We start from the raw sequence: 23,054 nt of genomic DNA, 5'->3' as shown, positions 1-23,054 counted from the left end.
CGCGTTGTCCCGCCAGAAAGCCGTAAACCATGCCAAAATGACGCGGTGCGTCCGGTGCCCGGCTGGGCCGTGATCACGGCGATCCTGGCCCCGGTCTTCCTGCTTGGTGGTCTGGTGCTGGCCACCGCCCGCCAGTCCGCCACCTACAGCTCGACCCGCGACACCATCAGCTCGCTCAGCGGGTTCGGCGCGACCAACCGCTGGATCATGGTGTTCGGGTTCATCGGGCTGGGCCTGTGCTTCGTCGTCACCGGCATCGGGCTGCGCCCGGCCGAGCTGCCGGGACGGGTCGCGATGGTCTTCGGCGGGTCGGTCACCGTGCTCTCCGCCTTCGTCCCACAGCCGGAGAACGGCACCTCCGCGGCGCACGGGCTGGTCGCCGGCGCCGGCTTCGTCGCGCTCGCGGTCTGGCCCGCGTTCGCCTTCCGGCTGGAGCCCGACGCGCCCTGGTCGCTACGACCGACCGCGTCGTTGCTGGCGACCGGATTCATGATCGGCCTGCTCTTCTGGTTCGCGACCGAACTGTTCAACCGCGGCAGCCAGATCGGCCTGACCGAGCGGTTCCTCGCCGCCGCCGAGTCGATCTGGCCGCTGGTCGTCGTGCTCAACGCCCGCCAGCTCAACCCGCCGGTCGCCGAGGCCGCGGTGCCCGAGGAGCCCGTGTAGGACATTCGTCCCGCCGAACCCGGGACATCGACATCTGCCGGTGGTGCCCCGGTCCTCCGTACCGTCAGATCATGGTCATGGGTGTCCCGCTCGGTTATCTCATCGGAATCGTCGTCGTCGGCGTGGGCGTGTGGTTCGCGCTCGCACCGCCGCGCCGGCCCCGCCCGCTGCGGGAGGTCGGCTTCCGCTACGGCCTGGTGGTCAACGAGGTGCCGTTCCTCTTCGCGTACGGGCTGCTGGCGTCCTTCGTTCTCGCGCTCGTCGACGGCGACCTGACCGGACCGGGCGGCTGGCTGACCGCGGGGCTGACCGCGCTGCCCCTGGCCGGCCTCGGCGTGCTGGTCGCGCGGGCCACCACCACCCCGGGCACGGTCGACGCCGCGTTGGAGGAGGCGATCGGGGTGCGCCCCCGGCACCGCAACCGGCTGGCCCGGATCCTGCTCGCACCGTTCCCCGGCAACCACGCGATCGAGCGGATCGGCAACCTGAGCTACGGCGACCACGCCCTCAACCGGCTCGACGTCTACCGGCACCGGTCCCGGCCGACCGGCGGCCCGGTCCTGGTCTTCCTGCACGGCGGCGGCTACTTCAGTGGCAGCAAGCGGCGCGAGGGCAAGCCGCTGCTGCACCGGCTGGCCGGGCAGGGCTGGGTGTGCATCAGCGCCGACTACCGGCTGCGGCCGTCGGCGGGCTGGCCGGACCACCTGGTCGACGCGAAGAAGGTCATCGCCTGGGCCCGCGAGCACGCGGCCGAATACGGCGGCGACCCCAACCAGATCTACATGGCCGGCAGTTCGGCCGGCGGGCACCTGTCCGCGATCTGCGCGCTGACCCCGAACGCACCCGAGTTCCAGCCCGGCTTCGAGTCGGTCGACACCACGATCGAGGCGGCGATCCCGCTGTACGGCTGGTTGGGCGGCTACTACGACGACCCGCCGATCATGTCGACGCCGATGGACTACGCCAACCCGGACGCGCCGCCGTTCTTCGTCGTGCACGGCGAGCGCGACTCGCTGGTGCCGGTGCAGATGGCCCGGGACTTCGTCGCCGACCTGCGCGAGGTGTCCGCCAGCCCGGTCGCCTACGCCGAACTGCGCGGCGCGCAGCACGTGTTCGACATGTTCCACTCGCTGCGCAACGAGGCCGTCATCGATGGCATCGAGGCGTTCACCACCTGGGTCCGGTCCCGGCGCGACGCGCCTACGATGACGCGATGACGGTCGAGCGCGAGCCAACGCTGGACTGGCTCGCTCGCCACCCAGGTCCGTGGTTCGGCCTGGTCTGGGCTCCGGTGCTGCTCGTCGCCCCGCTGGTCGACGCGATCACCGGCGCCCAGCCTGGCCGCGCCGGCTACCTGGTCGCGCTCGGCGTGGCGTTCACCCTGACCGTCCTGCGCACCGGCGAACTGCCCTTCGCCCTGCTCACCGTGCTGTGCACGGGCTACCTGGTGGTCTGGCGCACCGACCGGGAGTTCATCTTCCCGCTGCTGGCCATCGCGGCCGGGCTCGCCGTGCGCCAACGCTGGGCGCTCGGCGTGGTCACCGGGCTCACCGTCAGTGGCGCGGTCGCCGCCGGCATCGAGAACCGGTCGCTGGACACGGCACTGTTCCTCGCCTTCGCCACCTTCATCGCCGGCGTGGCCACCTTCCTGATCCGCTACCTGATCGGCATCGTCGCCGAGCTGAGCGCGACCCGGGAGCAGCTCGCCCTGGCCGCCGTGGCCAACGAGCGCCTGCGCTTCTCCCGCGACCTGCACGACCTGCTCGGCCACACCCTCTCGGTGATCGTGGTGAAGGCACAGGCGGTATACCGGCTGCTCGACCGCGACCCCGCCGCGGCCGCCGAGCACGCCCGCGACGTGGAGGCGATCGGCAGGCAGGCCCTGACCGAGGTACGCGAGACGGTCAGCGGCTACCGCGCGGTCAGCCTCGGCGAGGAACTGGCCAACGCCCGCGCCGCCCTGGCCGCCGGCAACGTGGTGGCCGATGTCGCACCCGCACCGGCCGACCTCGGCGGGCAGGTCGACGCGCTGCTCGGCTGGGTGGTCCGGGAGGGCACCACCAACGTGCTGCGCCACGCGTCGGCGAGCACCTGCCGGATCGCGGTCTCCCGCGACGAGGAGACTGCCCTGGTGGAGATCGTCGACGACGGTCCGCTGGGCGGGCCGGTCGGTATCGGCGACGGCACCGGCCTGCGTGGGCTGCGCGAACGCCTGGAAGCGGTCGGCGGCTCCCTGACAGCGGCCGCGACCCCGACCGGCTTCCGCCTCATCGCCAAGGTCCCGGCGCTGTGACCATCCGCATCCTGATCGCCGAGGACCAGGGCATGATGCGCTCCGCCCTGGCCACCCTGCTCGACCTCGAAGACGACCTGACCGTGGTGGCGACGGTAGCCCGCGGCGACGAGGTGCTCGCGCGGGTCCAGGACACCGCCCCCGACGTGGTCCTGCTCGACATCGAGCTGCCCGGCCGCAGCGGCCTCGACCTGGTGCCATCGGTGATCGCGGCCCACCCCGGCTGTCACGTGGTCATGGTGACCACCTTCGCCCGCCCCGGCTACCTGCGCCGCGCCCTGGAATCCGGCGCCCGGGCGTTCCTGGTCAAGGACGACCCGGTGGAAGACCTGGCGGCCGCGATCCGGCGCGTACTGGCCGGCGAGATCGTCGTCAACCCGGCGCTGGCCGCACAGGCCCTGACCGCCGCGCCGAACCCACTGACCGACCGCGAACGCGAGGTCCTGGCCGCTTCGGCCGGCGGCGCGACGATCGCCGACATCGCGTCCCGCCTGCACCTGTCGACCAGCACGGTCCGCAACTACCTGTCGGCGACGATCGGCAAGACCGGCGCCCGCAACCGCGGCGAGGCACTGACCCGGGCCCGGGAGCATGGCTGGCTCTGAATGACGCCGCAGCGCCCGGCCCGCCCGGTAGCGTCCAAAGACATGACGTTCCGCGAGCTGCACGACGGCGCGCTCCCCCTGCTTCTCCCCAACGCCTGGGACGTCGCCTCGGCTTTGGCGTTCGCCGAGGCCGGCTTCCCCGCGATCGGCACCACAAGCTTCGGCGTGGCGGCGGCCAGCGGCGTCCCCGACGGCCGGGGCGGCACCCGCGAAGCCTCCCGAGCCCTGGCCCACGCCCTGGCGCCCCTAGCGGTGTTCGTCTCGGTCGACGTCGAAGACGGCTACTCCGACAACCCCGACGAGGTGGCCTCCTATGTGGCCGGCCTGGGCGTGGCCGGCGTCAACATCGAGGACAGCACCGACGGCCGCCTGGTCGAGCCGGAGGCACACGCCGCCAAGATCACGGCAGTCAAGGCCGCCAATCCCGACGTGTACGTCAACGCCCGCACCGACACCTACTGGCTGGGCGAGGACGCCACCCTGTCGGCGACGCTGGAGCGGGCCGCGGCCTACGTGGAGGCCGGCGCCGACGGCATCTTCGTGCCGGGCGTGACCAAGCCGGCCGAGCTGCGCGAGCTGGCGGTCAACCTGCCGGTCCCGGTCAACGTGCTGGTGATCCCGGAGCTGACCCTGGCCCACCTGGCCGACCTGGGCATCCGCCGGGTGAGCACCGGCTCGCTCCCCTATCGGGCGGCCCTGGACGCGGCGGTCGCGGTGGCAACGGCGGTCCGCGACGGCCAGTCACCGCCGTCGGCTACTCCGTACCCGGTGATGCAGGAGCGTTTGACCCGGTACGCACGCAGCTAGCCGTCGGAGGCCAGCCGCGCGTGCAGGTGCATGTCGTGCCACCCGTCGGCGTGCTTGGCCTCGCCGCGCTTGGTCCCTTCCAGCACGAACCCGGCCCGCTCGGCCACCGCACACGACGCCGGGTTGGCAGTCGAGTGTGCGACCTCGATCCGGTGCAGCCCGAGGGTGCCGAACGACCAGCGGGTCAAGGCGCCGAGCGCCCGCCCGGCGACCCCCGCACCCCGCGCGGCCGGCAACACCCAGTAGGACACCTCGGCGAGCCCCTCGGCCAGATCGATCCGGCGCAGGCTGATCTGCCCGACGACCACACCGTCGCGCTCGACGGCCCAGCCGGCGCCGCTCTCCCCTTTCCACCGCCCGGACCAGGCGGCGATCCAGGCATCGGCTTCGAGGGCGTTCATCGACCGGCAGTGCCAGTGCTGGATGTCCGGGTCGGCATAACCGGCGAGCACGGCTTCGCGGTCATCGGCCCGCCACGGCCGCAAGCGAAGCTCACCGGCGTCGATCTCGGGCTGGGCGATGTCGGCCAGCGCGCCGGCTGGCACCGCCGGGGTAGCGAGGGAAGGCACCCCGCGACCCTATCCACGCAGGTCAGCACCCCCACCCACCAGGCCCTTCAGGAGACTTTGCTCTGCTGCCAATAGGCCACACCTAACGGTTAGAGGTGGGGCCTATCTGGCAGCAGAGCAAAGGCTGACCAGGCATTTCACGAGCGTTTGCTCTGCACCCCTGTAGGCACCGCCTAACCGTTAGAGGTGGTCCCTACAGGGGTGCAGAGCAAGGGCTGGCGCCCGATTCGCGCGGTTCCGCACGGCTATGGGTGCGGGCCCAGGCGCGGGCGCACGGCATCGCGGAGATCTGGGGAAGCGAGATCCCGTTCGGGCGGAATGAACCTGGGCGGGGCTGGGTATGGGCGGGTTTACGGCACGACGACGGTGTGTACGGAGGCGATGGCCGTGCTCAGTCAGAGCGACCGGCAGCGCTTGGCCGAGATCGAACGCCACCTGGCGTTGGAGGATCCGCGCTTCGCCCGGCGAATGCGATCGCGGCGTCCGCAATGGTCGAGGTTGCTCGCGCCCATCCTGATCGTCGTCGCGGTGTTCGCCCTGACGCCGATGCTGCTGATCCTGTGGCACCGGCCCGGGGTCGCGGCGCTCGGCATCTGTGTCGCGCTCGGAGCCATGACCTGGCTCGTCGGGCGCAGCGCCAACCCGCGCTGGCGACGACGGCTCTAGCCGTGGCGACCGCCAAGGAGAAGCTGGGCACCTACCAGCGCAAGCGCGACTTTGGCAAAACCCCCGAACCGTCCGGCGCGGCCAAAACCCGGCGCAGGAACAGGGAACTCCGCTTCGTGGTGCAACGCCACCGCGCTCGCAACCTGCACTACGACGTACGCCTCGAGGTGGATGGGGTGCTGGTGAGTTGGGCGGTGCCGAAGGGGCCGACCCAGGCTCCCGGGGTACGGCGCGGCGCCTACCACGTCGAAGACCACCCGATGGAATACATCGACTTCGAGGGCGTCATCCCGTCCGGCGAGTACGGCGGCGGCGACGTGATCGTCTGGGACATCGGCACCTGGGAGCCACCGGAGGACGAGGACCCGGCCAAGGCGATCGCCGACGGTGAGCTGCACGCCGATCTGCACGGCGAGAAGCTGCGCGGCCGGTTCGTGTTCGTGCGCACCCGCGCCGACGACTGGATCCTGCTGCACAAGCGCGACGAGTACGCCGAAACCGGCTGGGATCCCGAGCAGCACCCGCGTTCGGTGCTCTCCGGGCGTACCAATGATGAGGTCAAAGCCGACCCTGAGCGCTTGTGGCGGTCAGACCTGCCGGCGGCGCGCGCCAGCATGCCCATCAAATCGAATGCCGCGACCGACGCGGACCCCGACGAGATCGCCGCGCTCGACAAGTTCAAGGCGTCGGGCACCTGGCACGTCTTCGGCCGCGACCTGAAGGTCACCAACCTCGACAAGGTGCTGTTCCCGGGCAGCGGCCGGCGTAAGCCGGTCACCAAGCGCGACTTCCTGCGCTACACCGCGCGGATCGCGCCGACGGTGCTGCCCTACCTGACCCGGCGGCCGCTCAATCTGCACCGCTACCCCGACGGCGCCGGCACGAAGGGGTTCTGGCAGAAGGAGCGCCCGTCGCACGCGCCGGAGTGGCTGGGCCAGTGGGACAACCCCGACGCCAATCCCGGCGAGACCGTGACCTACATGGTGGCCGACGAGCCGGCCGCGCTGATCTGGGCCGCCAACTTCGGCGCGCTCGAGTGGCACGCCTGGACCTCGCAGGTCGACAAGCCGGACCGTCCGACGTACGCCCTGATCGATCTCGACCCGGGCCCGGCGACGAAGTGGACCGACCTGGTGACGCTCGCGAAGCTGCACCACGACGCGCTCGACCATCTCGGGTTGCTGTCCCGGGCCAAGCTCACCGGGCGGCGCGGCATTCAGATCTGGATCCCGATCGCCAGACGGCCGTCGTACGCGACGACGCGCGCCTGGGTCGAAAAGCTGTCGAGGTCGGTCGGCGAGGTCGCGCCGGAACTGGTGAGCTGGAAGTGGCAGAAGGACGAACGCGACGGCCTGGCGCGGCTCGACTACACGCAGAACGCGGTCAACAAGACGCTCGTCGCGCCCTACAGCCCCCGGGCGGCGGCCGACGGCCCGGTCTCGGCGCCGATCCACTGGGACGAGCTCGACGACCCCAAGCTCAAACCCGACAAGTTCACCATGCGTACGATTCTCGACCGGCTGGCGTCCGAAGGCGACCTGTTCCGCGACGTGCTGACCGCCCGGCAGAAGCTGCCGCCGCTGAAGTGATGAAGATTTCTTTTATGCGCTTGCAGGCCAGCGCAGATTATTGACGAGTTCAGCTTTCATAGAGATACTCCCATCCGTCAATGTTTGTCGACTTGACGGGAGTCGCTCGCATGCGCCATTTCCTCACCCGGGCCATCGCCGCCGTCTCGCTGCTCGTAGCGTCGACGGCGGTCGGCCTGATCACCACCGCCGGCGCCGCGCAGGCCGACGGCTGCTACACCTGGGGCCGCACGCTGTCACAAGGAATGTCCGGCGAAGACGTCCGCCAGTTGCAGATCCGCGTCGCCGGCTACCCCGGCACCGGCGGCGTGCTCGGCATCGACGGCGCCTTCGGCCCCGCGACCCGCTCGGCGGTGATCCGCTTCCAGCAGGCCTACGGCCTGGGCGCCGACGGCATCGCCGGCCCGAACACCTTCAACCGCATCTACGCGCTACAGGACGACGACTGCACCCCGGTCAACTTCTCCTACGCCGAACTCAACGACTGCAACACCACCTGGGCCGGCGGCAACGTCTCGGCGGCCACCGCCCGCGCCAACGCGCTGGTCACGATGTGGAAGCTGCAAGCCATGCGACACGCCTTGGGCGACCAACAGATCCGGGTCACCAGCGGCTTCCGCAGCCAGGCCTGCAACGCCGCGGTAGGCGGCGCGTCCAGCAGCCGCCACCTCTACGGCGACGCGGCCGACCTGGGCGCCGGGCCGCACTCGCTGTGCACGTTCGCGCAGACGGCCCGCAACCACGGGTTCGCGGGCATCCTGGGCCCGGGCTACCCCGACCACAACGACCACACGCATGTCGACGGCCGCCCGAGCCGCTTCTGGTCAGCCCCGAATTGCGGCGTGGCCGGCCGCACCATGCGCGACCCCCTCGGCGACAACTAACCGCGCGCGCCCCCGGGGGCGCCCAGGTCCTGGGTGCCCCCGATCGGCGCGACTGCTGCGCTCCACGGTGGTCACGCCGGCGATAACCGACCGACGCTTTGGCGGCGCCGATTGCGGGGGTGCGCCCCGATCGGCGCGTCTGCGCCGCTCCACAGTGGTCACGCCGACGACAACTGACCGACGCTTTGAGGACGCCCATTGCGGTGCCCCCGATCGGCGCGACTGCTCCGCTCCACAGTGGTCACCCCGACGACAGCTGACCGACGCTTTGGGGACGCCGGTTGCGGGGGGGGTCCCCCCGACCGGCGCGTCTGCCCCGCTCCACGGTGGTCAGCCCCGACGACAACTGACCGAACGCTTTGGGGGCGCCGATTGTGGGGTGCCCCCAATCGGCGCGTCTGCGTCGGTCCACGGCAGTCACATCGCGAGACGCCATAGAGGCCGGCGTTCGGGCGCGCTCCGTCGGCGGGTTGGCGTCCGTCCATGAGGTCACATCGGACCGGGCGTCCTAGGATGACAGGGGCTGGAAGGCGCCGGCGTTGCGCTCGCACCAGTCCGCGAACGTCCGCGGGTCGCGGCCGAGGAGGCGTCGCACGGTGTCGGTGCATACCCCGACCGTGTCCGCGCGCATCAGCGTGAGGCCTTCGATGAGGGCTTCGGCCAGGGCTGGCGGTGCGCCCTGCGGGTAGCGGAACCGGACCGCCTCGGCCGGGGTGGCCACCGTCCGGACCTCGATGTCGCGGCCCGCCGCCTTGGCCAGGATTTCCACCTGCTCCGCTACGGTGAAGGGCTCGCCGCCCGTCAACAGGTACTCCTCTCCCACATGACCTTCCTCGGTCAGCGTGACGGCGGCGACCGCGGCGATGTCGGCGGGATCGATCAGTGCGGCCCGCCCGGGGCCGACCGGGTCGAGGACGTAACCGCCCGTCTGGATGGTGGGTAGCCAGTCGAAGGCGTTGGTGGTGAAGCCGCCGGGTCGCAGGAACGTGGCGGGGATGCCGGAGGCGCGGATCAGCTGTTCGCGCTGGTGGTGCCAGCGGCCCATGGCCGGAATCGGGTCGTAGGTCACCGCATACGACGACAGCAACACGATGTGCCGCAGTCCGGCCGCCTGCGCCGCGGTGATCGCGTGTTCGGTGTGCTCGAGGCCGATGCCGGGGACGAGCAGGAACAGCCGCTCGACGCCGGCGAAGGCGGGCGCCAGCGTCGCGGGGTCGTCGAGATCGCCGACGGCGCGCTCTACCCGCTCCGGGAGGTCGGCGGCGCGGGTTGCATCACGCACCAGGATGCGAACGGCCGCACCTCGGGCGTCGAGTTCCCGGACGAGTTCGCGGCCGACGCGGCCGGTGGCTCCGGTGACCAGTAACATGGCGACTCCGTAAGGTCGTTTACCGGTTAACGTTTCTCGTTCCGAACGTTAACCGGTTAACGATCTACCGTCAACCGGCCATCGGAGGCGCGCGGTGCCCGAGTTTCTGGACATACAGAGCAAGACGACGAAGGTGATCCGAGCCGCGGTCGACGCCGCGCTGCGCCGGCATGGGTTGCGCCTCGGGCAGGACCACCTGCTGGCAGCGCTATGGGAGCAGGACGGCCGAGCGCCGGGCGAGCTCGCCGCGGCCACGAGGGTCACGACCCCCGCCGTCACCAAAGTGGCCGCCCGATTGGCCGAGGCGGGCCTGATCACCCGGCGGCGCGACGAGCACGACAACCGCCTGGTGCGCTTCTGGCTCACCGACGCCGGGCGCGCGCTGCGGGTGCCGATCGAGACGGAACGGCGCCTACTGGAAGAGAAGATCACCGAAAACCTCACGGCGACCGAACGCAAGCACCTGATGAGCGCGCTGGCAAAGATCCACCAGTCGGCGACGGACCTGCTGCGCGACGATCCAGCCGACGACGACCCGACCGACGCCTGACCGCATCACGCCCAACCAGCACCGCGCGCGCTGCGCTGCGCAGCGCGGTGCGGTGCAGGCGCGGTCAGCGCGGTGCGTCGCGGGCACGGCCCACGCGGTGCGTCGCGGGCACGGCCCACGCGGTGCGTCGCGGGCACGGCCCACGCGGTGCGTCGCGGGCACGGCCCACGCGGTGCGGCCAGCGCAGCGCGGTGCGGGCGCGGTCAGCCCGGTGCGTCGCGGGCGCGACCAGCGCGGTGCGGCCAGCGCAGCGCGTCGCGGCCGCGCCCAGCCCAGTGCGTCGCGGCCGCGGGCGCGGTCAGCACCGCGCGGGCACCCCCAGTGGCCTCCCCATCGGCGCGTTCGTGACCCACTCCACAGTGGTCACACGCCGTAAGGCGTCCTAGGATGGGATTCTCTGGCGCCTGACTTTGGGCACCGGGCTGTTTGTTGCGGTGCGATTGGGTTAGACAGGTCGGATGACCGAGAAGCCCACCGCTGAGCGTGCCCTACCGGAGATCGCCGATCGGCGGGACTGGCAGGCGAGGATCGACGAACTCCGGGTCAGGGAAAAGGCGCTCACCAAGGCCGGCGACGCGCTCGCCGCCGAGCGGCGTCGGTTGCCGATGGTTGAGGTTGATGCGCGGACTCCGCTCGTCGGAGCCGACGGAGCGGTGCCGTTGATTGACGTCTTCGATGGACGGTCGCAGTTGATCGCCTACTTCCAGATGTGGCACACCGGTAAGCCGGCGGCGCAGCAGTGTGTCGGGTGCACCTTCTCGACCTCCCATATCAATGAGGTCGGCTATCTGCACTCGCGCGACATCAGCTATGCGACCTTCTGTCAGGGGCCCTACGAGGAGAGCGCGCGTTATCGGGACTTCATGGGCTGGACCGTGCCCTGGTATTCGGTGCCCGCGGAGTCCGTGGGCCCCTTGGTCGCCGATCGGCACTTCGGCATCCTGGTCAGCTATCTGCGCGACGAGGACAGGGTCTACGAGACCTACTGGACCACCGGGCGGGGCAACGAACTGATGGCGCCCTCCTATGGGTTGATGGATCTGACCCCCTATGGCCGGCAGGAGCTCTGGGAAGACTCACCCGACGGTTGGCCGCAGCACTTCGATTCGCACGGCGGACAGTTTCGGCTGGACGGGCGGCCGACCGCCCAGTGGTCGCGGATCAACGCCGGGCGCGACGACAACCTCGGCAGTTAAGGGCGGCCAGCGGCGACCCAGGACTCATGGGAAGCGCGGACGCGGTCCCATAGCTCGGCGCGCTCCGGCGGGGTGACGTCGTCGACGCCGATGTTGAAGAGGCCGGTCAGCATCCCCCACCATTCTTCTTCGTTGGTGACCTCGCGGCTCGCTACGCCGGTCGAGGTCACCGTGGTCAATCTCAGGCCGCGGAGGATGTCGGCGCCGGCCGCGTGGCGGCGTTGGGCGGTCAGCGTGCGGACGAACGGCGATGCCTCGGATGTGGTCAGTTCCTTGTGCATCGCCGTGAAGTCGGTGGGTGTCGCCGGGCCCGAGGCGAAATCCATGCCCTGGAAGCCGCCGGTCGGGTCGTGGGTCAGGCGCCAGCCATCCGGCACCACCGACGACGGGTCGAGGCGGAAGCGGTAGGGGCCCTGGCGGAACGCGCCGGGTGCGAGTGGGACCGGGTCGTGCAGGCCGTCGCCCAGGCCGACGTCGGCGAACCAGACGCCCGCTGGGCACGACGGTGTGGGCAGGCCGTGGACGGTCAGGACGAGGTGGTTGCCGTTGGCGCCGACCGGCTCGGTCGTCGCCCGGCCCTGGACGCCGCCGACGTGCCAGCGCACGTCGTAGCCGAGGGACGTCAGCAGCGCCGACAGCCCGCCGTTGAGGTGGTAGCAGTAGCCGCCGCGGCCCAGGCCGGTGATGCGGTCGGCGGACTCGGCCGGGTCGACGGTCGTGGTGCGGCCGAGGTGGATGTCGAAGGTGGTGTAGGCGATGCGTTCGGCGTGGGCGCGGTGCAGCGCGGCCAGGGCCTCGGCGCTGGGTGGCTCCGGGCGCAGCCCTAGGCGGTGCAGGTAAGCGGAGACGTCGACCATGGCGGAGACCGTACAACTGGGGTCTGACGGTTTTTCGGCCCAGCGAGGGGTAAGCGGCACGAATGCCGGGGCGCATGCTGATCGCCCGACTGTCGGCCGCGCTCGGTGGGCCGGTTCGTGCCCGCGTGATCATTCTGTTGGCGCTGGTGCTGGCGTTGAACTCGGCCGACAGCGGCACGATCGGCGCGGTCGGTGCGCCGCTGGAGGCCGACCTGGGCATCTCGCACGCCCAGCTCGGGCTGTTCGCGACGGTCTCGTCGGGGGTCGGCGCCGTCGCCGCGCCGGTGGCGGGGGTGCTGGCCGACCGGACGCTCCGGGTACGGCTGCTGGTCGTCACCATCGTCGTCTGGGGCATATCGATGGTGCTCGGCGGCCTGGCCCCGGACTACACGCTGCTGTTGCTGTCGCGGATCGCGCTGGGTGCCGCGGTCGCCGCCGCCGGGCCGATCGTCGCGTCGCTGATCGGCGACCTGTTCCAGCCCGGTGAGCGCGCGAAGATCTACGGCTGGGTGCTCACCGGTGAGCTGGTGGGCGCCGGGCTGGCGCTGCTGGTCGGCGGCGACGTCGCCGCCTGGCTGACCTGGCGCGCGCCGTTCCTGGGCCTGGGGGTGCTCAGCCTCGGGCTCGCGGCGGCGATCTGGCGGCTGATGCCCGAGCCCCGCCGCGGCGGCGCGAGCCGGTTGGCCGCCGCCGGCCCGCACGCTGCCGCGCTCCGCGACGGACTCGCCGCAGGCGAGCAACACCCGGCCGGCCGCCACGACGGCACCGCCGCAGATAAGCGACATCGCACCGACCGTCACCAGCACCCCGGCGGAAACGAACGGCACGCCGCCGCCGGCAACCAGGACCCCGCAGGACATGAATGGGACCCGGCCACCGGGCACCGCCACTCCGGCGACCCGCGTGAGGAGATCGTGCACGCGGGCATACCGCCGGAGTCCGATCGGGTGCTGCGTGCCGATCCGGACCGGATGACGTTCTGGCAGGCGGCGCGATTCGTGCTGGGCATCCGGACCGTGCGCACGCTCATCATCGCCACCGCGATCGGCTACTTCTTCTTCGCCGGGCTGCGGACCTTCGCCCTGATCTTCGCCCTCGACCGCTTCGGCCTGTCGCAGGGGCTGGTCAGCCTGGTCGTCATTCCGATCGGCATCGGCGCGGTTGTCGGCACGGTGTTCGGGGGACGGCTCACAGACCGGGAGGTACGCCGCGGCCACACCCGGGCCAGGATCACCGTGCCGGCGGTGGCCTACTCCGCGGCCGCGCTGCTCTTCCTCCCCGGCCTGCTGGCCGGCAACATCTGGATCTCGCTCGGCTTCTTCACCCTCGGCGCGCTCTGCCTGGCCGGCGCCAACCCACCGCTCGGCGCCGCACGACTCGACATCGTCCCGGCCGCGCTGTGGGGCCGCGCGGAGAGTGTCCGCACGGTCCTGCAACTCGCGGCCGAGGCGGCCGGGCCGATCGCGTTCGGTTTCACCGCCGACGAGCTCGGCGGTGCGGGCGGCCGCGGCGCCGGCCTGCGCGAGGCGTTCCTCATCATGCTGGTGCCGCTGCTGCTCAACGGGCTGCTCCTGCTGCGCGCCCGGCACACCTACCGCACCGACGTGGCGACGGCCGCCGCCGCGCAGCCGGCCAGCGAGCCGGTCAGCGGCCGACCATGACAGCCGACCCGACCCGACCCGGCCAACAGCCGACGCGAGCTAGCCAGCGGGCGACCACAACAGAAAACCCAAGCCAGCCAACAGCCAACCCAAGCCAGCCAGGCAGCCAGGCAGCCAGGCAGCCAGGCAGCCAGGCAGCCAGGCCCAGCCAGCGGCCGACCAGGAGAGCCGACCACGAAAGCCGACAAGGACAGCCGACCCTAATCAGTGGGCGAGCGCGAGCGCCGACCCCACCCGCTCCAGCCCCTCCGCAAACAGATCGGGCGGCAGGTGACCGAACCCGACCCGGAACACCCGATCCGACTCGAAGAACCACGAACCCCGCGCCACCCGGGTATCCAGCGCGGCCAGCGACGAGTAAAACAAATCAGGCGACACGGAGGGCGCCAACCGCAGGCAGCACAACGCACCGGCATCCGGCGGGAGCAGCGCGACCAGCGGCTGCGTAGCGGCCCACGACGACAGCGTCGCCAGCGCGGCCCGCAACACCGCACGCCGCTCCCCCAGCACCCGCGACCGCTGCCGCAGCACCTCCACCGCCAGTAGCTCGTCAACCCCCGACGCGCTGATCAGCGTGTTGAACTTGACCCGCCGCAACCGCTCATACAGCGACACGGAAGTCGCGGTCAGCCAACCGACCCGCAGCCCGGGCGCCCCGTAGGCCTTCGACAGCGACGACGTGGTCACCACCTGCGGCCCAAGTGAAGCGGCCGACGCCGGCACAGCATCGTCGTCGTAGGCACCGTCGCGATAGGTCTCGTCGACCAACACGACCGCGTCCGGCGCCACACGCGCCAGCCCGGCCACCAGGTCGGCCAGGTCGGAGGCAGCCATCCGTACCCCTGACGGGTTCTGGGGTGACGCGAGCGAGACCAGCCGGGTCCGCGGCCGCACCGCCGCCAGGACCGCCTCGACATCCAGCCGGTAGCCGGCGTCGAACGACAGCGGCACGGCCGTCACCTCGGCCCGCAGCGACTCGAGGACCGCCCGGGCCGGCGGAAAGCACGGCGTCGTGACCACCGCGTGGTCGCCGGCCTCCAGCGTGACGAACGCCAGCAGGAACATCGCACCGACGCCGCCGGTGGTCAGCAGGACCTGGTCGGGGTCGACCCCAAGATCTTTGGCCACGAGGGTACGCAGCTCCGCGTCGCCGGGCGTCGTCCCGTACCCGATGGACAGCTTGTCGAGGCGCTCCCGGGCAGAAGGCGTCAGCAGCTCGCCCAGGAGCAGGGGCGGGCTGGTGCTCTCGGCCAGGTCGTAGCGGCAGGGTACGTCGACGAGGTCGGCCATCGGCGCCGGCGGGAAGCGGTCCATCCTCCGATCCTGTGCACGAGGACCGGTCCGGCGGCAGAGCCAATCGCCGCACGGTGGCCCGACCGGTCGCCGATCCGGTCCGACCGCCCGGCGCGCGGGCGCAACCGGTCGCTTCGAAATGCGGTCCATTGATGATCGTCTTAGGATCGAAACGGTTCAAGCGGCAGGAGGCAACGATGGCCCTGTTATCCGCTCTCGATCGTGAGCACACCGTCGCGCCGCCGGGGTTCAGCAGGTGGCTGATTCCGCCGGCGGCGCTCTCCGTCCATCTCTGCATCGGCCAGGCGTACGCGACCAGCGTCTACAAGAACTCGTTCGTCGCGCATTTCGGCGCCAGCCAGACCGCGATCGGCATCATCTTCAGCATCGCGATCGTCATGCTCGGGCTGTCGGCCGCGGTCGCCGGCACCTGGGTGGAGAACAACGGACCGCGCAAGGCGATGTTCGTCTCGGCCTCGTTCTGGGCGACCGGCTTCCTGGTCAGCGCCCTCGGCATCGCGACCGAGCAGCTCTGGCTGGTCTACCTCGGCTACGGGGTGATCGGCGGGATCGGTCTCGGCATCGGCTACATCTCGCCGGTGTCGACGCTGATCAAGTGGTTCCCGGACCGGCCGGGCCTGGCGACCGGGCTGGCCATCATGGGCTTCGGCGGCGGTGCGCTGATCGCCGGGCCGGCGTCCCGACAACTGCTCTCCCTTTACGACAGCGGCTACGACCCCAACGTCGCCAGTTCGGTGGCGTCCGGCGGCGCGCTGGTCGCGCTGTTCCTCACGCTCGGCATCGGCTACTTCGTGATCATGATGTTCGGCGTCGTCAACGTGCGGGTCCCGGCCGAGGGCTGGCGGCCGGACGGCTTCGACCCCGCCACCGTGGCCGCGAAGCCGCTGGTCACCACCGCGAGCGTGTCGGCCGCCAACGCGATCCGTACCCGATCGTTCTGGCTCCTCTGGATCGTGCTGTTCTGCAACGTGACCGCCGGCATCGGCATCCTCGAGCAGGCCAGCCCGATGATCCAGGACTTCTTCCGCGAGGGTACGACCTCGACCGTCGCGGTCTCCGCAGCTGCCGGCTTCGTCGGGCTGCTCTCGCTGTTCAACATGGCCGGCCGGTTCGCCTGGTCGTCCACCTCGGACCTGATCGGCCGCAAGCCGATCTACATGGTCTACCTCGGCGTCGGCATGGTGCTCTACGCGCTGCTGGCCTCGGTCGGGCACTCGGCGACCGCGCTGTTCGTGCTGCTGGCCGGCGTGATCCTGTCGTTCTACGGCGGCGGGTTCGCGACCGTGCCGGCCTACCTGCGCGACCTGTTCGGCACCTACCAGGTCGGCGCGATCCACGGCCGGCTGCTGACCGCCTGGTCGGCCGCCGGCGTCGCCGGTCCGCTGATCATCAACGGGTTCCTCGACGCGCAGGGCAAGCCCGGCACGCTGACGGCCGACGCCTACCGGCCGGCGCTGTTCACCATGGTCGGCGTGCTGGCCATCGGTTTCATCGCCAACCTGCTGATCCGGCCGGTCCCGGAGCGCTACCACGAGCCAGGAGATGCCGGGCAACCAGCCGTGAAGGAGATGGCGGCATGAGGAGCAGACTCGTGGTGTCCTGGACGTTGATCGCGATCCTGCTGGGCTATGGGGTGGTGCAGACCGCGATCACCGCGGCGAAGCTGTTCCAGTGACCGGCGGCGGCGTCGGCCTGGGCAGGTAGGTGCCGCGGGCGACCGCGACCAGCGTGCGCAGGGCGATGCCGCCGATCAGCAGGGTGATCAGGCCGATCACCAACCAGCTCAATGCGAAATGCGGGCTGGGCCGGCCCACGTTGATCCAGACCAGCGTGACGGTGGCGGCCGTGGCGAAGGCGAAACCGAACGACCAGAAACCAGGACTGAACTTCAGCCGCAGGTACGCCGGCAGGAAGCGGAACTGGGCCACGAAGATCAGTACGCCGTAGCCGGCGATGAACGCGGCGACCGTGTCGATCCGGCCGCCGTTGAGCGCGAAGTAGGCGATGCTGGCCACCGGCGCCGGCGCCACCTCGATGGCCAGCGTGGGGATCAGCGGCGGCGGCAGCAGCGGGCTGATGAACAGCCGGTTCATGATGATCGACCCCATCACGAACCAGCAGATCACGCCGAAGCCGAACATGAACTCACCGAGCCGGCGCTGCCCCACGCTGGTCGCGGCGGCCGAGGCGATCAGTCCACCGGCGACGGTCGGCAGGAAGTAGCCCGGATGGATCTTCGGCGCGTCCACCGGCGCGTAGATCCATTGTCCGGTGATCCACCCGCCGTAGAGGACGGTGAGCACCAGGAACACGTCGACCACCACGACGGCGGCCGTGTGGGCGCGGGGCTCGAGCCCCTGGTAGGCACACAACATCGGGACGATCGCCGCCAGCGCGATGAACGGCTGGCCGATGTTGTCGACCAGGTCGGCGCGCACGTCGCGCGGGCGGCTGAAATACAGCACGCAGGTGAGCAGCCAGACGAAGGCGGCCAGGATCAGCAGCGCGTCGGTCACCCCCGCCGGGGAGATGCCGTAGGACTGCGCCGTCCTCCAAACCCCCGCCAGGCCGGTCAGCGCGAACGGCATACCGAAGATGTTTGGTGGCACTTTGACCCGATTTGCCACGCAGTGAACGTTACCGGGCGAGGGTGGCCTCGCGGCGAAGATCAGTGCTTGCGGATCAGGGTGACCCCGTCGCGCACGGGCAGCATGACCACGCTGACCCGCGGGTCGGCCACCACCTGGTCGTTGATCGCGCGGATCGCGACGTCGCCCGGCCCGGTCGCCGACGGGTCGACCACGCGGCCGCCGCGCAACACGTTGTCGAGCACGATCAGACCGCCCGGCCGCACCCGGGTGACCAACTCCGCGTAGTAGGCGGGGTAGCCGTCCTTGTCGGCGTCGATGAACGCGAAGTCGATGGTCTCCTGCGCCGGCAGCGCCCGCAGCGTCTCGATGGCCGGCGCGATCCGCAGGTCGATCCGGTCGGCGACGCCGGCCCGGTCCCAGTAGCGGCGGGCGATCGAGGTCCACTCCTCGCTGACGTCGCAGGCCAGCAGCGTGCCGGACGGGGCAAGGCCGCGCGCGATGCAGAGCGACGAGTAGCCGGTGAACACCCCGACCTCGACCGCGCTGGTCGCGCCGACGAGCTGGGTCAGCATGGTCAGCAGCTCACCCTCGTCGTGCGAGATCTGCATGCCGGCCGCGTCGGGGAAGGCACGCGTGGTCTCGGCGGCCAGCTCGCGCAGCAGGTCGTCGGACGGCGACGAGTGGGCGAGCAGGTAGTCGCTGATCGCGGGACTGGTGATATCGGGCATGATCCCCACCCTAAGGCCTGGCTGCCGCATGGCAGGATGAGACCGTTATGAAGATCAACGTGGAACAGGTCACCGACCGGCTCGCCGGGCACGGTGAGGGTCCGGCGTGGGACGCCGCGACCGGGCGGCTGCATTGGGTCGACATGCTGGCCGGCGACATGCTCTCGATCGATCCGGACGGCGGCGCGGTCACCCGTACCCCCGTCTCGTCGGTCGTCTGCGCGATCCGCCCGCGCCGCGGCGGCGGTCTGGTGCTGGCGGTGGAACGCGGCTTCGCGCTCCTCGACCCGGGCACGGAAAAACCGCGGATCCTGCCGGAACTGTGGCCCGCCGGATCGGTGCGGATGAACGACGGCGGCTGCGACCCGCTCGGCCGGTTCTACTGTGGATCGATGGCGACCGACGAGAGCACGGGCGCCGGCAAGCTCTACCGCCTCGACGCCGACCTGACCGTGACGGTCGTGCTCGACGACGTGACCATCTCCAACGGGCTGGCCTGGTCGCGCGACGGGCAGACCGCCTACTACATCGACTCGGCGACCCAGCGGATCGACCTGTTCGACGCCGACCTGACCAACCGTCGCCCGTTCGTCACCGTGCCGAAGGAGACGGGCACGCCCGACGGGCTCTGCCTCGACGCCGAGGGTGGCGTCTGGGTGGCGCTGTGGGACGGCGGCGCGGTGCACCGCTACGGGCCGGACGGTAGCCTCGACGCGGTGATCCCGATGCCGGTGGCGCGGCCGACCGCGTGCGCGTTCGGCGGGCCCGACCTCGCCGACCTCTACATCACCACCTCCCGCCCGTCGGCCGACGACCCGGCGCCCAGCGGCGCGCTGTTCCGGGCCCGGCCCGGCGTGACCGGCTTCGCCGACTACGGGTTCGCGGGATGAGCGACTACCTGACCGACTTCGGCCGCCCCAAGGGGACGGTGCCACCGCGGGCCGCGCTGCACAGCGACGCACCGTCGATCGACCTGTCCGGCGCCTGGCGGTTCCGGCTGAACCCGACCGCGACGGCCGGCGACGACTTCTGGGCCGCCGGCTACGACGACGCGGGCTGGGACACGCTGCCGGTGCCGTCGAGCTGGCCGATGCATGGTTACGGGCAGCCCGCGTACACCAATATCACCTATCCCTTCCCGATCGACCCGCCGCACGTGCCCACAGAGAACCCCACCGGTGACCACCGGCGGGTGTTCGACGTGCCGGCCGACTGGGCCGGGCAACGGGTGCTGCTGCGCTTCGAGGGCGTCGACTCGTGCGGCCGGGTGTTCGTCAACGGCGCCGAGGTCGGCGTCACCCAGGGCAGCCGGCTCACCCACGAGTTCGACGTGACCGCGCACCTGCGCCCCGGCGCCGCCAACGTGCTGGCCGTGCGGGTGCACCAGTGGTCGGCCGGCAGCTATCTGGAAGACCAGGACATGTGGTGGCTGCCCGGGATCTTCCGCGCGGTCACCCTGCGGGTCCGGCCAGCGGGCGGTCTCGACGACGTGTTCGCGCATGCCGCCTTCGACCACGCGACCGGGCAGGGCACGCTCCGAGTCGATGCCCCAGCCGGCGCGCTGCTGTCGGTCCCGGAGCTCGGGCTGCGTGATGTCGCCGTCAACACCGACCACGTGCTCGAAGCGGTCGCGCCGTGGACACCCGAGACGCCCACGTTGTACGCCGCGTCGGTGTCGACGGAGACCGAGACGGTTTCGCTGCGGCTCGGCTTCCGCACGGTGGCCGTGGTCGACGGGCTGCTGACCGGCAATGGGCGGCGGATCTTCTTCCGCGGCGTCAACCGGCACGAGTTCCACCCCGACCTGGGCCGGGTGGTCCCGCCCGACGTGGTGCGGGCCGAGCTCCAGCTGATGAAGGCCCACCACGTCAACGCGATCCGCACCAGCCACTACCCGCCGGACGCGGCGCTCCTCGACCTCTGCGACGAGCTGGGCTTCTGGGTGATCGTGGAGAACGACTACGAGACGCACGGCTTCGAGCAGAACGGCTGGCGCGACAACCCGACCGACGACCCGCGGTGGACCGACGCGCTGGTCGACCGGATGCGCCGGACGGTCGAGCGCGACAAGAACCATCCCTGCGTGGTGATGTGGTCGCTGGGCAACGAGGCCGGCGTCGGGCAGAACCTGGGCCCGATGGCCGAGGCCGCCCGCGCGATCGACCCCGACCGGCCGCTGCACTACGAGGGCGACTGGTCGAGCACGCACACCGACGTCTACAGCCGGATGTACCCGCCGCCGGACGAGGTCGCCGAGATCGGCGCCGCCGAGACCGGCCTGCCGTTCGTGCTCTGCGAGTACGCGCACGCGATGGGCAACGGCCCGGGCCTGCTGACGACCTATCGGGAGCTGTTCGAGACCTACCCGCGCTGCCAGGGCGGCTTCATCTGGGAGTGGATCGACCACGGCATCCGGCGCGGCGACCACTTCGCCTACGGCGGCGACTTCGGCGAGCCGGTGCACGACGGCAACTTCGTCATCGACGGCCTGGTGTTCCCGGACCGGACACCGTCGCCCGGGTTGACCGAGCTGGGCGCGGTCTTCGCTCCGGTCCGGCTGGACGCCGACGCCGGCGGCCTGACCGTCCGCAACGGCTACGACCACCGCGACCTGACCGGCGTCACGCTCGAGTGGACCGTGTCGGTCGACGGCGACACGGTCGCGTCCGGGCAGGTGGAGGCCCCGGCGCTGGGCCCCGGGGAGTCGCACCCGGTTGCGCTTCCGCACGTGACGCACGGATTCGGCGAGGCCTGGCTCACCGTCACGGCCCGGCTGGCCGGCGCCACCGTCGGGGCCGGGCAGGTCCGGCTGCACGAGGCCGCACCCCGCCCGCGCCGGTCCGGGCGCCGGTTCGCCCGCAATGCCCTCGGCCCGGCCCAGTTCCGCGACGGCGACCTGGTCGCGCTCGGCGGGCTGGCCCTGCGCGGCCCCCGGCTCGACCTGTGGCGGGCGCCGATCGACAACGACATCTTCGGCCCCGACCCGGTCGCCGACCGCTGGCGGGCCGCGGGCCTGCACCGGCTCACCCACCGGGTGGTCGACGTCGACGCGTCGGCCGACGCCTACGTGGTGACCAGCCGGGTCGCGCCGGCCGGCACCGACCGCGCGCTGCTGGCCACCTACACCTGGACCGCCGACGACGACGCGGTCACGCTGGCCCTGCATGTCGAACCGACCGGCGACTGGGCCGTCCCGCTCCCCCGCGCCGGCGTGGCGCTGGCCGTGCCGGGCCGCCTCGGCGCGGTCGAGTGGTTCGGCGGCGGCCCCGGTGAGGCCTATGTGGACTCGTCGGCCGCCGCGCTGGTCGGCCGCTACCGGTCCACGGTGGATGGTCTGCAGACGCCCTACGTGCGGCCGCAGGAGAACGGCAACCGGACCCGGGTGCGTCAGGCCCGGCTGACCGACCCGACCGGCGCCGGCCTGGAGATCCTCGGCCATCCGACGTTCGAGCTGACCGCCCGGCGCTGGAGCACGGCCGCGCTCACCGCCGCCACGCACACCAACGACCTGGTGCCGGGCCCCGACGTGCACGTCCATCTCGACTACGGCCACCACGGCCTGGGCACCGCCGCCTGCGGCCCACCGCCGGCACCGGAGGCCTGGCTGCGCGCCGAGCCCTTCGACCTGGTGGTGACGCTCCGGGCGGTAAAGCCCTAGATGTGCTGTCCAGCCAGGTTGGTAAGGCGGGTGATGGGTGGCTGGCCGCCGATCGCGGTGTGGGGTCGGTGGTGATTGTAGAAGTGCAGCCATCGGGGTAGGGCCGCGCGGCGGTGGTGTTCGGTGGGGTAGAACCGATCGATCGCCCAGGCGTTAAGGGTGCGGTGGAACCGTTCGATCTTGCCGTTGGTCTGGGGCCGGTAGGGGCGGGTCTTCTTGACGGTGATGCCGAGCTGGGTGCAGGTCTCGCGCCAGAGGCGGGAGCGGTAGGCCGAGCCGTTGTCGGACAGCACCCTTTGCACTCGGACGCCGCGGGCGGCGAACCAAGCCACTGCGCGGGTCAAGACTGCAGCTGCGGTTATGGCGGTCTCGTCGTTGTGGATTTCGGCGTAGGCGACGCGGGAGTGGTCGTCGATGACGGTGTGGACGTGGGCGGTGCCCATCTTCGGGTTGCGGTAGGCGCTGCGGGGCTTGCCGGTGGTCGCGGCGCGGTGTCGCTTGCCTTGGACGCGGCCGACGTATCGCCAGCCGCCGCCGTCGGGGATGTTGCCGAGTTTCTTGACGTCGACGTGGATCAGGGCGCCCGCGGTGTCGTGTTCGTAGCGGCGGATCGGTTCACCGGTGCGTCGATCGATGTGGGAGAGCCGGTTGATCCGGGCACGGACCAGGACCGCGTGCACGGTGGAGGCGGCCATCCCGAGACGGGCGGCGATCGCGACAGGGCCGAGTCGGTGCCGCCACCGCAAGTACACGATCTTGCGGACCAGGTCGCGGCGGGTGCGGGTCGGGGTGTGGAGTGGGCGGCTGGACCGGTCCTGCATACCCGCGGCTCCCATCGCGAGATACCGGTCGACCCACCGTTTCGCGGTGCGGTAGGAGACATCGAATCGGCGGGAGGCCGCGGAGACCGTCCAGCGCTCATCGACGACCAGGCGGGCGAGTTTGAGGCGTGCTTTCGGGGTCAGGGCTGCGTTAGCGTGTGCCACGAGGCCTCCAGGTCAGGTGAAGCGGTTCTTCGACAGCTCCACTTCACGACCGGAGGCCTCACCCT

At 71.2% G+C, this 23,054-nt stretch carries 22 protein-coding genes; 15 read left to right on the top strand and 7 right to left on the bottom strand.

Features of this window, described 5'->3' with window-relative positions; genetic code table 11:
* Positions 1–45: 45 nt before the first annotated feature.
* The 5 genes from DFJ67_RS31360 (at position 46) to DFJ67_RS31340 (ending at position 4,371) form a co-directional block, all read left to right on the top strand.
* A complete protein-coding gene (locus DFJ67_RS31360; RefSeq protein WP_170216069.1) occupies positions 46–666 on the top strand; it encodes a DUF998 domain-containing protein in 621 nt (206 codons plus the stop codon).
* 71 nt (positions 667–737) lie between these two features.
* A complete protein-coding gene (locus DFJ67_RS31355; protein WP_116071696.1) occupies positions 738–1,883 on the top strand; it encodes an alpha/beta hydrolase in 1,146 nt (381 codons plus the stop codon).
* Complete coding sequence (locus DFJ67_RS31350; protein ID WP_116071694.1) at positions 1,880–2,959, top strand: sensor histidine kinase; 1,080 nt, start codon at positions 1,880–1,882, stop codon at positions 2,957–2,959. Before DFJ67_RS31355 ends, DFJ67_RS31350 begins: the two co-directional genes overlap by 4 nt.
* Positions 2,956–3,564: a response regulator transcription factor gene (locus DFJ67_RS31345; RefSeq protein WP_203784211.1), complete on the top strand. Its 609-nt coding sequence runs from the start codon at positions 2,956–2,958 to the stop codon at positions 3,562–3,564. The genes DFJ67_RS31350 and DFJ67_RS31345 overlap by 4 nt, the downstream gene beginning before the upstream one ends.
* Before the next feature lie 42 nt (positions 3,565–3,606).
* Positions 3,607–4,371: an isocitrate lyase/PEP mutase family protein gene (locus DFJ67_RS31340; protein ID WP_116071692.1), complete on the top strand. Its 765-nt coding sequence runs from the start codon at positions 3,607–3,609 to the stop codon at positions 4,369–4,371.
* Here the strand turns inward: DFJ67_RS31340 and DFJ67_RS31335 are convergent.
* Entirely contained in the window at positions 4,368–4,940 is a 573-nt protein-coding gene (locus tag DFJ67_RS31335) for a GNAT family N-acetyltransferase (protein ID WP_116071690.1), read from the bottom strand. The genes DFJ67_RS31340 and DFJ67_RS31335 overlap by 4 nt on opposite strands.
* 318 nt (positions 4,941–5,258) lie before the next feature.
* Between DFJ67_RS31335 and DFJ67_RS31330 the strand changes: the two genes are divergently transcribed.
* The 3 genes from DFJ67_RS31330 to DFJ67_RS31320 all read left to right on the top strand — a co-directional run bounded on the left by DFJ67_RS31330 (position 5,259) and on the right by DFJ67_RS31320 (position 8,079).
* Complete coding sequence (locus DFJ67_RS31330) at positions 5,259–5,606, top strand: DUF3040 domain-containing protein (protein WP_308442580.1); 348 nt, start codon at positions 5,259–5,261, stop codon at positions 5,604–5,606.
* 2 nt (positions 5,607–5,608) lie between these two features.
* Positions 5,609–7,195 carry a non-homologous end-joining DNA ligase gene (gene ligD / locus DFJ67_RS31325; protein WP_170216068.1) on the top strand — a complete coding sequence of 529 codons (1,587 nt, stop codon included), beginning with the start codon at positions 5,609–5,611 and terminating at the stop codon, positions 7,193–7,195.
* A gap of 110 nt (positions 7,196–7,305) precedes the next feature.
* Positions 7,306–8,079 carry a D-Ala-D-Ala carboxypeptidase family metallohydrolase gene (locus tag DFJ67_RS31320; RefSeq protein WP_116071688.1) on the top strand — a complete coding sequence of 258 codons (774 nt, stop codon included), beginning with the start codon at positions 7,306–7,308 and terminating at the stop codon, positions 8,077–8,079.
* A gap of 508 nt (positions 8,080–8,587) precedes the next feature.
* On the opposite strand, the gene DFJ67_RS31315 is transcribed toward DFJ67_RS31320, so the two are convergent.
* Positions 8,588–9,448 carry an SDR family oxidoreductase gene (locus tag DFJ67_RS31315; protein WP_116071686.1) on the bottom strand — a complete coding sequence of 287 codons (861 nt, stop codon included), beginning with the start codon at positions 9,446–9,448 and terminating at the stop codon, positions 8,588–8,590.
* A gap of 94 nt (positions 9,449–9,542) precedes the next feature.
* Between DFJ67_RS31315 and DFJ67_RS31310 the strand changes: the two genes are divergently transcribed.
* Both DFJ67_RS31310 and DFJ67_RS31305 read left to right on the top strand, forming a co-directional pair.
* A complete protein-coding gene (locus DFJ67_RS31310) occupies positions 9,543–9,998 on the top strand; it encodes a MarR family winged helix-turn-helix transcriptional regulator (RefSeq protein WP_116071684.1) in 456 nt (151 codons plus the stop codon).
* A gap of 458 nt (positions 9,999–10,456) precedes the next feature.
* Positions 10,457–11,194, top strand: coding sequence for a DUF899 family protein (locus DFJ67_RS31305; RefSeq protein WP_116071682.1), 738 nt, complete (start codon positions 10,457–10,459; stop codon positions 11,192–11,194).
* Here DFJ67_RS31305 and DFJ67_RS31300 read toward each other — a convergent pair.
* Positions 11,191–12,051, bottom strand: coding sequence for an arylamine N-acetyltransferase family protein (locus DFJ67_RS31300; RefSeq protein WP_116071680.1), 861 nt, complete (start codon positions 12,049–12,051; stop codon positions 11,191–11,193). The two genes, DFJ67_RS31305 and DFJ67_RS31300, sit on opposite strands and share 4 nt — an antisense overlap.
* A 74-nt stretch (positions 12,052–12,125) precedes the next feature.
* Here DFJ67_RS31300 and DFJ67_RS31295 point away from each other — a divergent pair, with 74 nt between their 5' ends.
* Positions 12,126–13,712, top strand: a complete 1,587-nt coding sequence (locus tag DFJ67_RS31295) for an MFS transporter (protein WP_170216067.1) — start codon at positions 12,126–12,128, stop codon at positions 13,710–13,712.
* 204 nt (positions 13,713–13,916) lie between these two features.
* Here the strand turns inward: DFJ67_RS31295 and DFJ67_RS31290 are convergent, their stop codons facing one another.
* Positions 13,917–15,026, bottom strand: coding sequence for a pyridoxal phosphate-dependent aminotransferase (locus tag DFJ67_RS31290; RefSeq protein ID WP_116071676.1), 1,110 nt, complete (start codon positions 15,024–15,026; stop codon positions 13,917–13,919).
* Positions 15,027–15,208: 182 nt separating this feature from the next.
* On the opposite strand from DFJ67_RS31290, the gene DFJ67_RS31285 reads away from it, so the two are divergent.
* Entirely contained in the window at positions 15,209–16,606 is a 1,398-nt protein-coding gene (locus DFJ67_RS31285; protein ID WP_116076852.1) for an OFA family MFS transporter, read from the top strand.
* Positions 16,603–16,701 (top strand): MFS transporter small subunit, encoded by a 99-nt coding sequence (locus DFJ67_RS44775; protein WP_425321071.1) that lies wholly within the window; start codon positions 16,603–16,605, stop codon positions 16,699–16,701. Before DFJ67_RS31285 ends, DFJ67_RS44775 begins: the two co-directional genes overlap by 4 nt.
* Here DFJ67_RS44775 and DFJ67_RS31280 read toward each other — a convergent pair.
* Entirely contained in the window at positions 16,676–17,653 is a 978-nt protein-coding gene (locus DFJ67_RS31280; RefSeq protein WP_203784510.1) for an SLAC1 family transporter, read from the bottom strand. The genes DFJ67_RS44775 and DFJ67_RS31280 overlap by 26 nt on opposite strands.
* Positions 17,654–17,694: 41 nt before the next feature.
* Positions 17,695–18,345 (bottom strand): O-methyltransferase, encoded by a 651-nt coding sequence (locus DFJ67_RS31275; RefSeq protein WP_116076851.1) that lies wholly within the window; start codon positions 18,343–18,345, stop codon positions 17,695–17,697.
* Positions 18,346–18,392: 47 nt separating this feature from the next.
* On the opposite strand from DFJ67_RS31275, the gene DFJ67_RS31270 reads away from it, so the two are divergent.
* Together DFJ67_RS31270 and DFJ67_RS31265 are read left to right on the top strand one after the other, a co-directional pair.
* Positions 18,393–19,235 (top strand): SMP-30/gluconolactonase/LRE family protein, encoded by an 843-nt coding sequence (locus DFJ67_RS31270; RefSeq protein WP_116071672.1) that lies wholly within the window; start codon positions 18,393–18,395, stop codon positions 19,233–19,235.
* A complete protein-coding gene (locus DFJ67_RS31265; protein ID WP_116071670.1) occupies positions 19,232–22,003 on the top strand; it encodes a glycoside hydrolase family 2 TIM barrel-domain containing protein in 2,772 nt (923 codons plus the stop codon). The genes DFJ67_RS31270 and DFJ67_RS31265 overlap by 4 nt, the downstream gene beginning before the upstream one ends.
* Here DFJ67_RS31265 and DFJ67_RS31260 read toward each other — a convergent pair.
* A complete protein-coding gene (locus tag DFJ67_RS31260; protein WP_116071668.1) occupies positions 22,000–22,989 on the bottom strand; it encodes an IS481 family transposase in 990 nt (329 codons plus the stop codon). The two genes, DFJ67_RS31265 and DFJ67_RS31260, sit on opposite strands and share 4 nt — an antisense overlap.
* Between the last annotated feature and the right edge of the window lie 65 nt (positions 22,990–23,054).

It is taken from the genome of Asanoa ferruginea, from assembly GCF_003387075.1.
In the GTDB taxonomy this organism is placed as follows: Bacteria; Actinomycetota; Actinomycetes; order Mycobacteriales; family Micromonosporaceae; genus Asanoa; species Asanoa ferruginea.
This window is presented reverse-complemented; position numbering and strand designations above follow the sequence as displayed.

Bases quoted from the DNA above. Each gene is read 5' to 3' on its own strand.
- DFJ67_RS31300 (WP_116071680.1), bottom strand. From the start codon at position 12,051: ATGGTCGACGTCTCCGCTTACCTGCACCGCCTAGGGCTGCGCCCGGAG.
- DFJ67_RS31295 (WP_170216067.1), top strand. From the start codon at position 12,126: ATGCTGATCGCCCGACTGTCGGCCGCGCTCGGTGGGCCGGTTCGTGCC.
- DFJ67_RS31265 (WP_116071670.1), top strand. From the start codon at position 19,232: ATGAGCGACTACCTGACCGACTTCGGCCGCCCCAAGGGGACGGTGCCA.
- DFJ67_RS31340 (WP_116071692.1), top strand. From the start codon at position 3,607: ATGACGTTCCGCGAGCTGCACGACGGCGCGCTCCCCCTGCTTCTCCCC.
- DFJ67_RS31350 (WP_116071694.1), top strand. From the start codon at position 1,880: ATGACGGTCGAGCGCGAGCCAACGCTGGACTGGCTCGCTCGCCACCCA.
- DFJ67_RS31330 (WP_308442580.1), top strand. From the start codon at position 5,259: ATGAACCTGGGCGGGGCTGGGTATGGGCGGGTTTACGGCACGACGACG.
- DFJ67_RS31290 (WP_116071676.1), bottom strand. From the start codon at position 15,026: ATGGACCGCTTCCCGCCGGCGCCGATGGCCGACCTCGTCGACGTACCC.
- DFJ67_RS31270 (WP_116071672.1), top strand. From the start codon at position 18,393: ATGAAGATCAACGTGGAACAGGTCACCGACCGGCTCGCCGGGCACGGT.
- DFJ67_RS31275 (WP_116076851.1), bottom strand. From the start codon at position 18,345: ATGCCCGATATCACCAGTCCCGCGATCAGCGACTACCTGCTCGCCCAC.
- DFJ67_RS31305 (WP_116071682.1), top strand. From the start codon at position 10,457: ATGACCGAGAAGCCCACCGCTGAGCGTGCCCTACCGGAGATCGCCGAT.
- DFJ67_RS31320 (WP_116071688.1), top strand. From the start codon at position 7,306: ATGCGCCATTTCCTCACCCGGGCCATCGCCGCCGTCTCGCTGCTCGTA.
- DFJ67_RS31355 (WP_116071696.1), top strand. From the start codon at position 738: ATGGTCATGGGTGTCCCGCTCGGTTATCTCATCGGAATCGTCGTCGTC.
- DFJ67_RS31315 (WP_116071686.1), bottom strand. From the start codon at position 9,448: ATGTTACTGGTCACCGGAGCCACCGGCCGCGTCGGCCGCGAACTCGTC.
- DFJ67_RS44775 (WP_425321071.1), top strand. From the start codon at position 16,603: ATGAGGAGCAGACTCGTGGTGTCCTGGACGTTGATCGCGATCCTGCTG.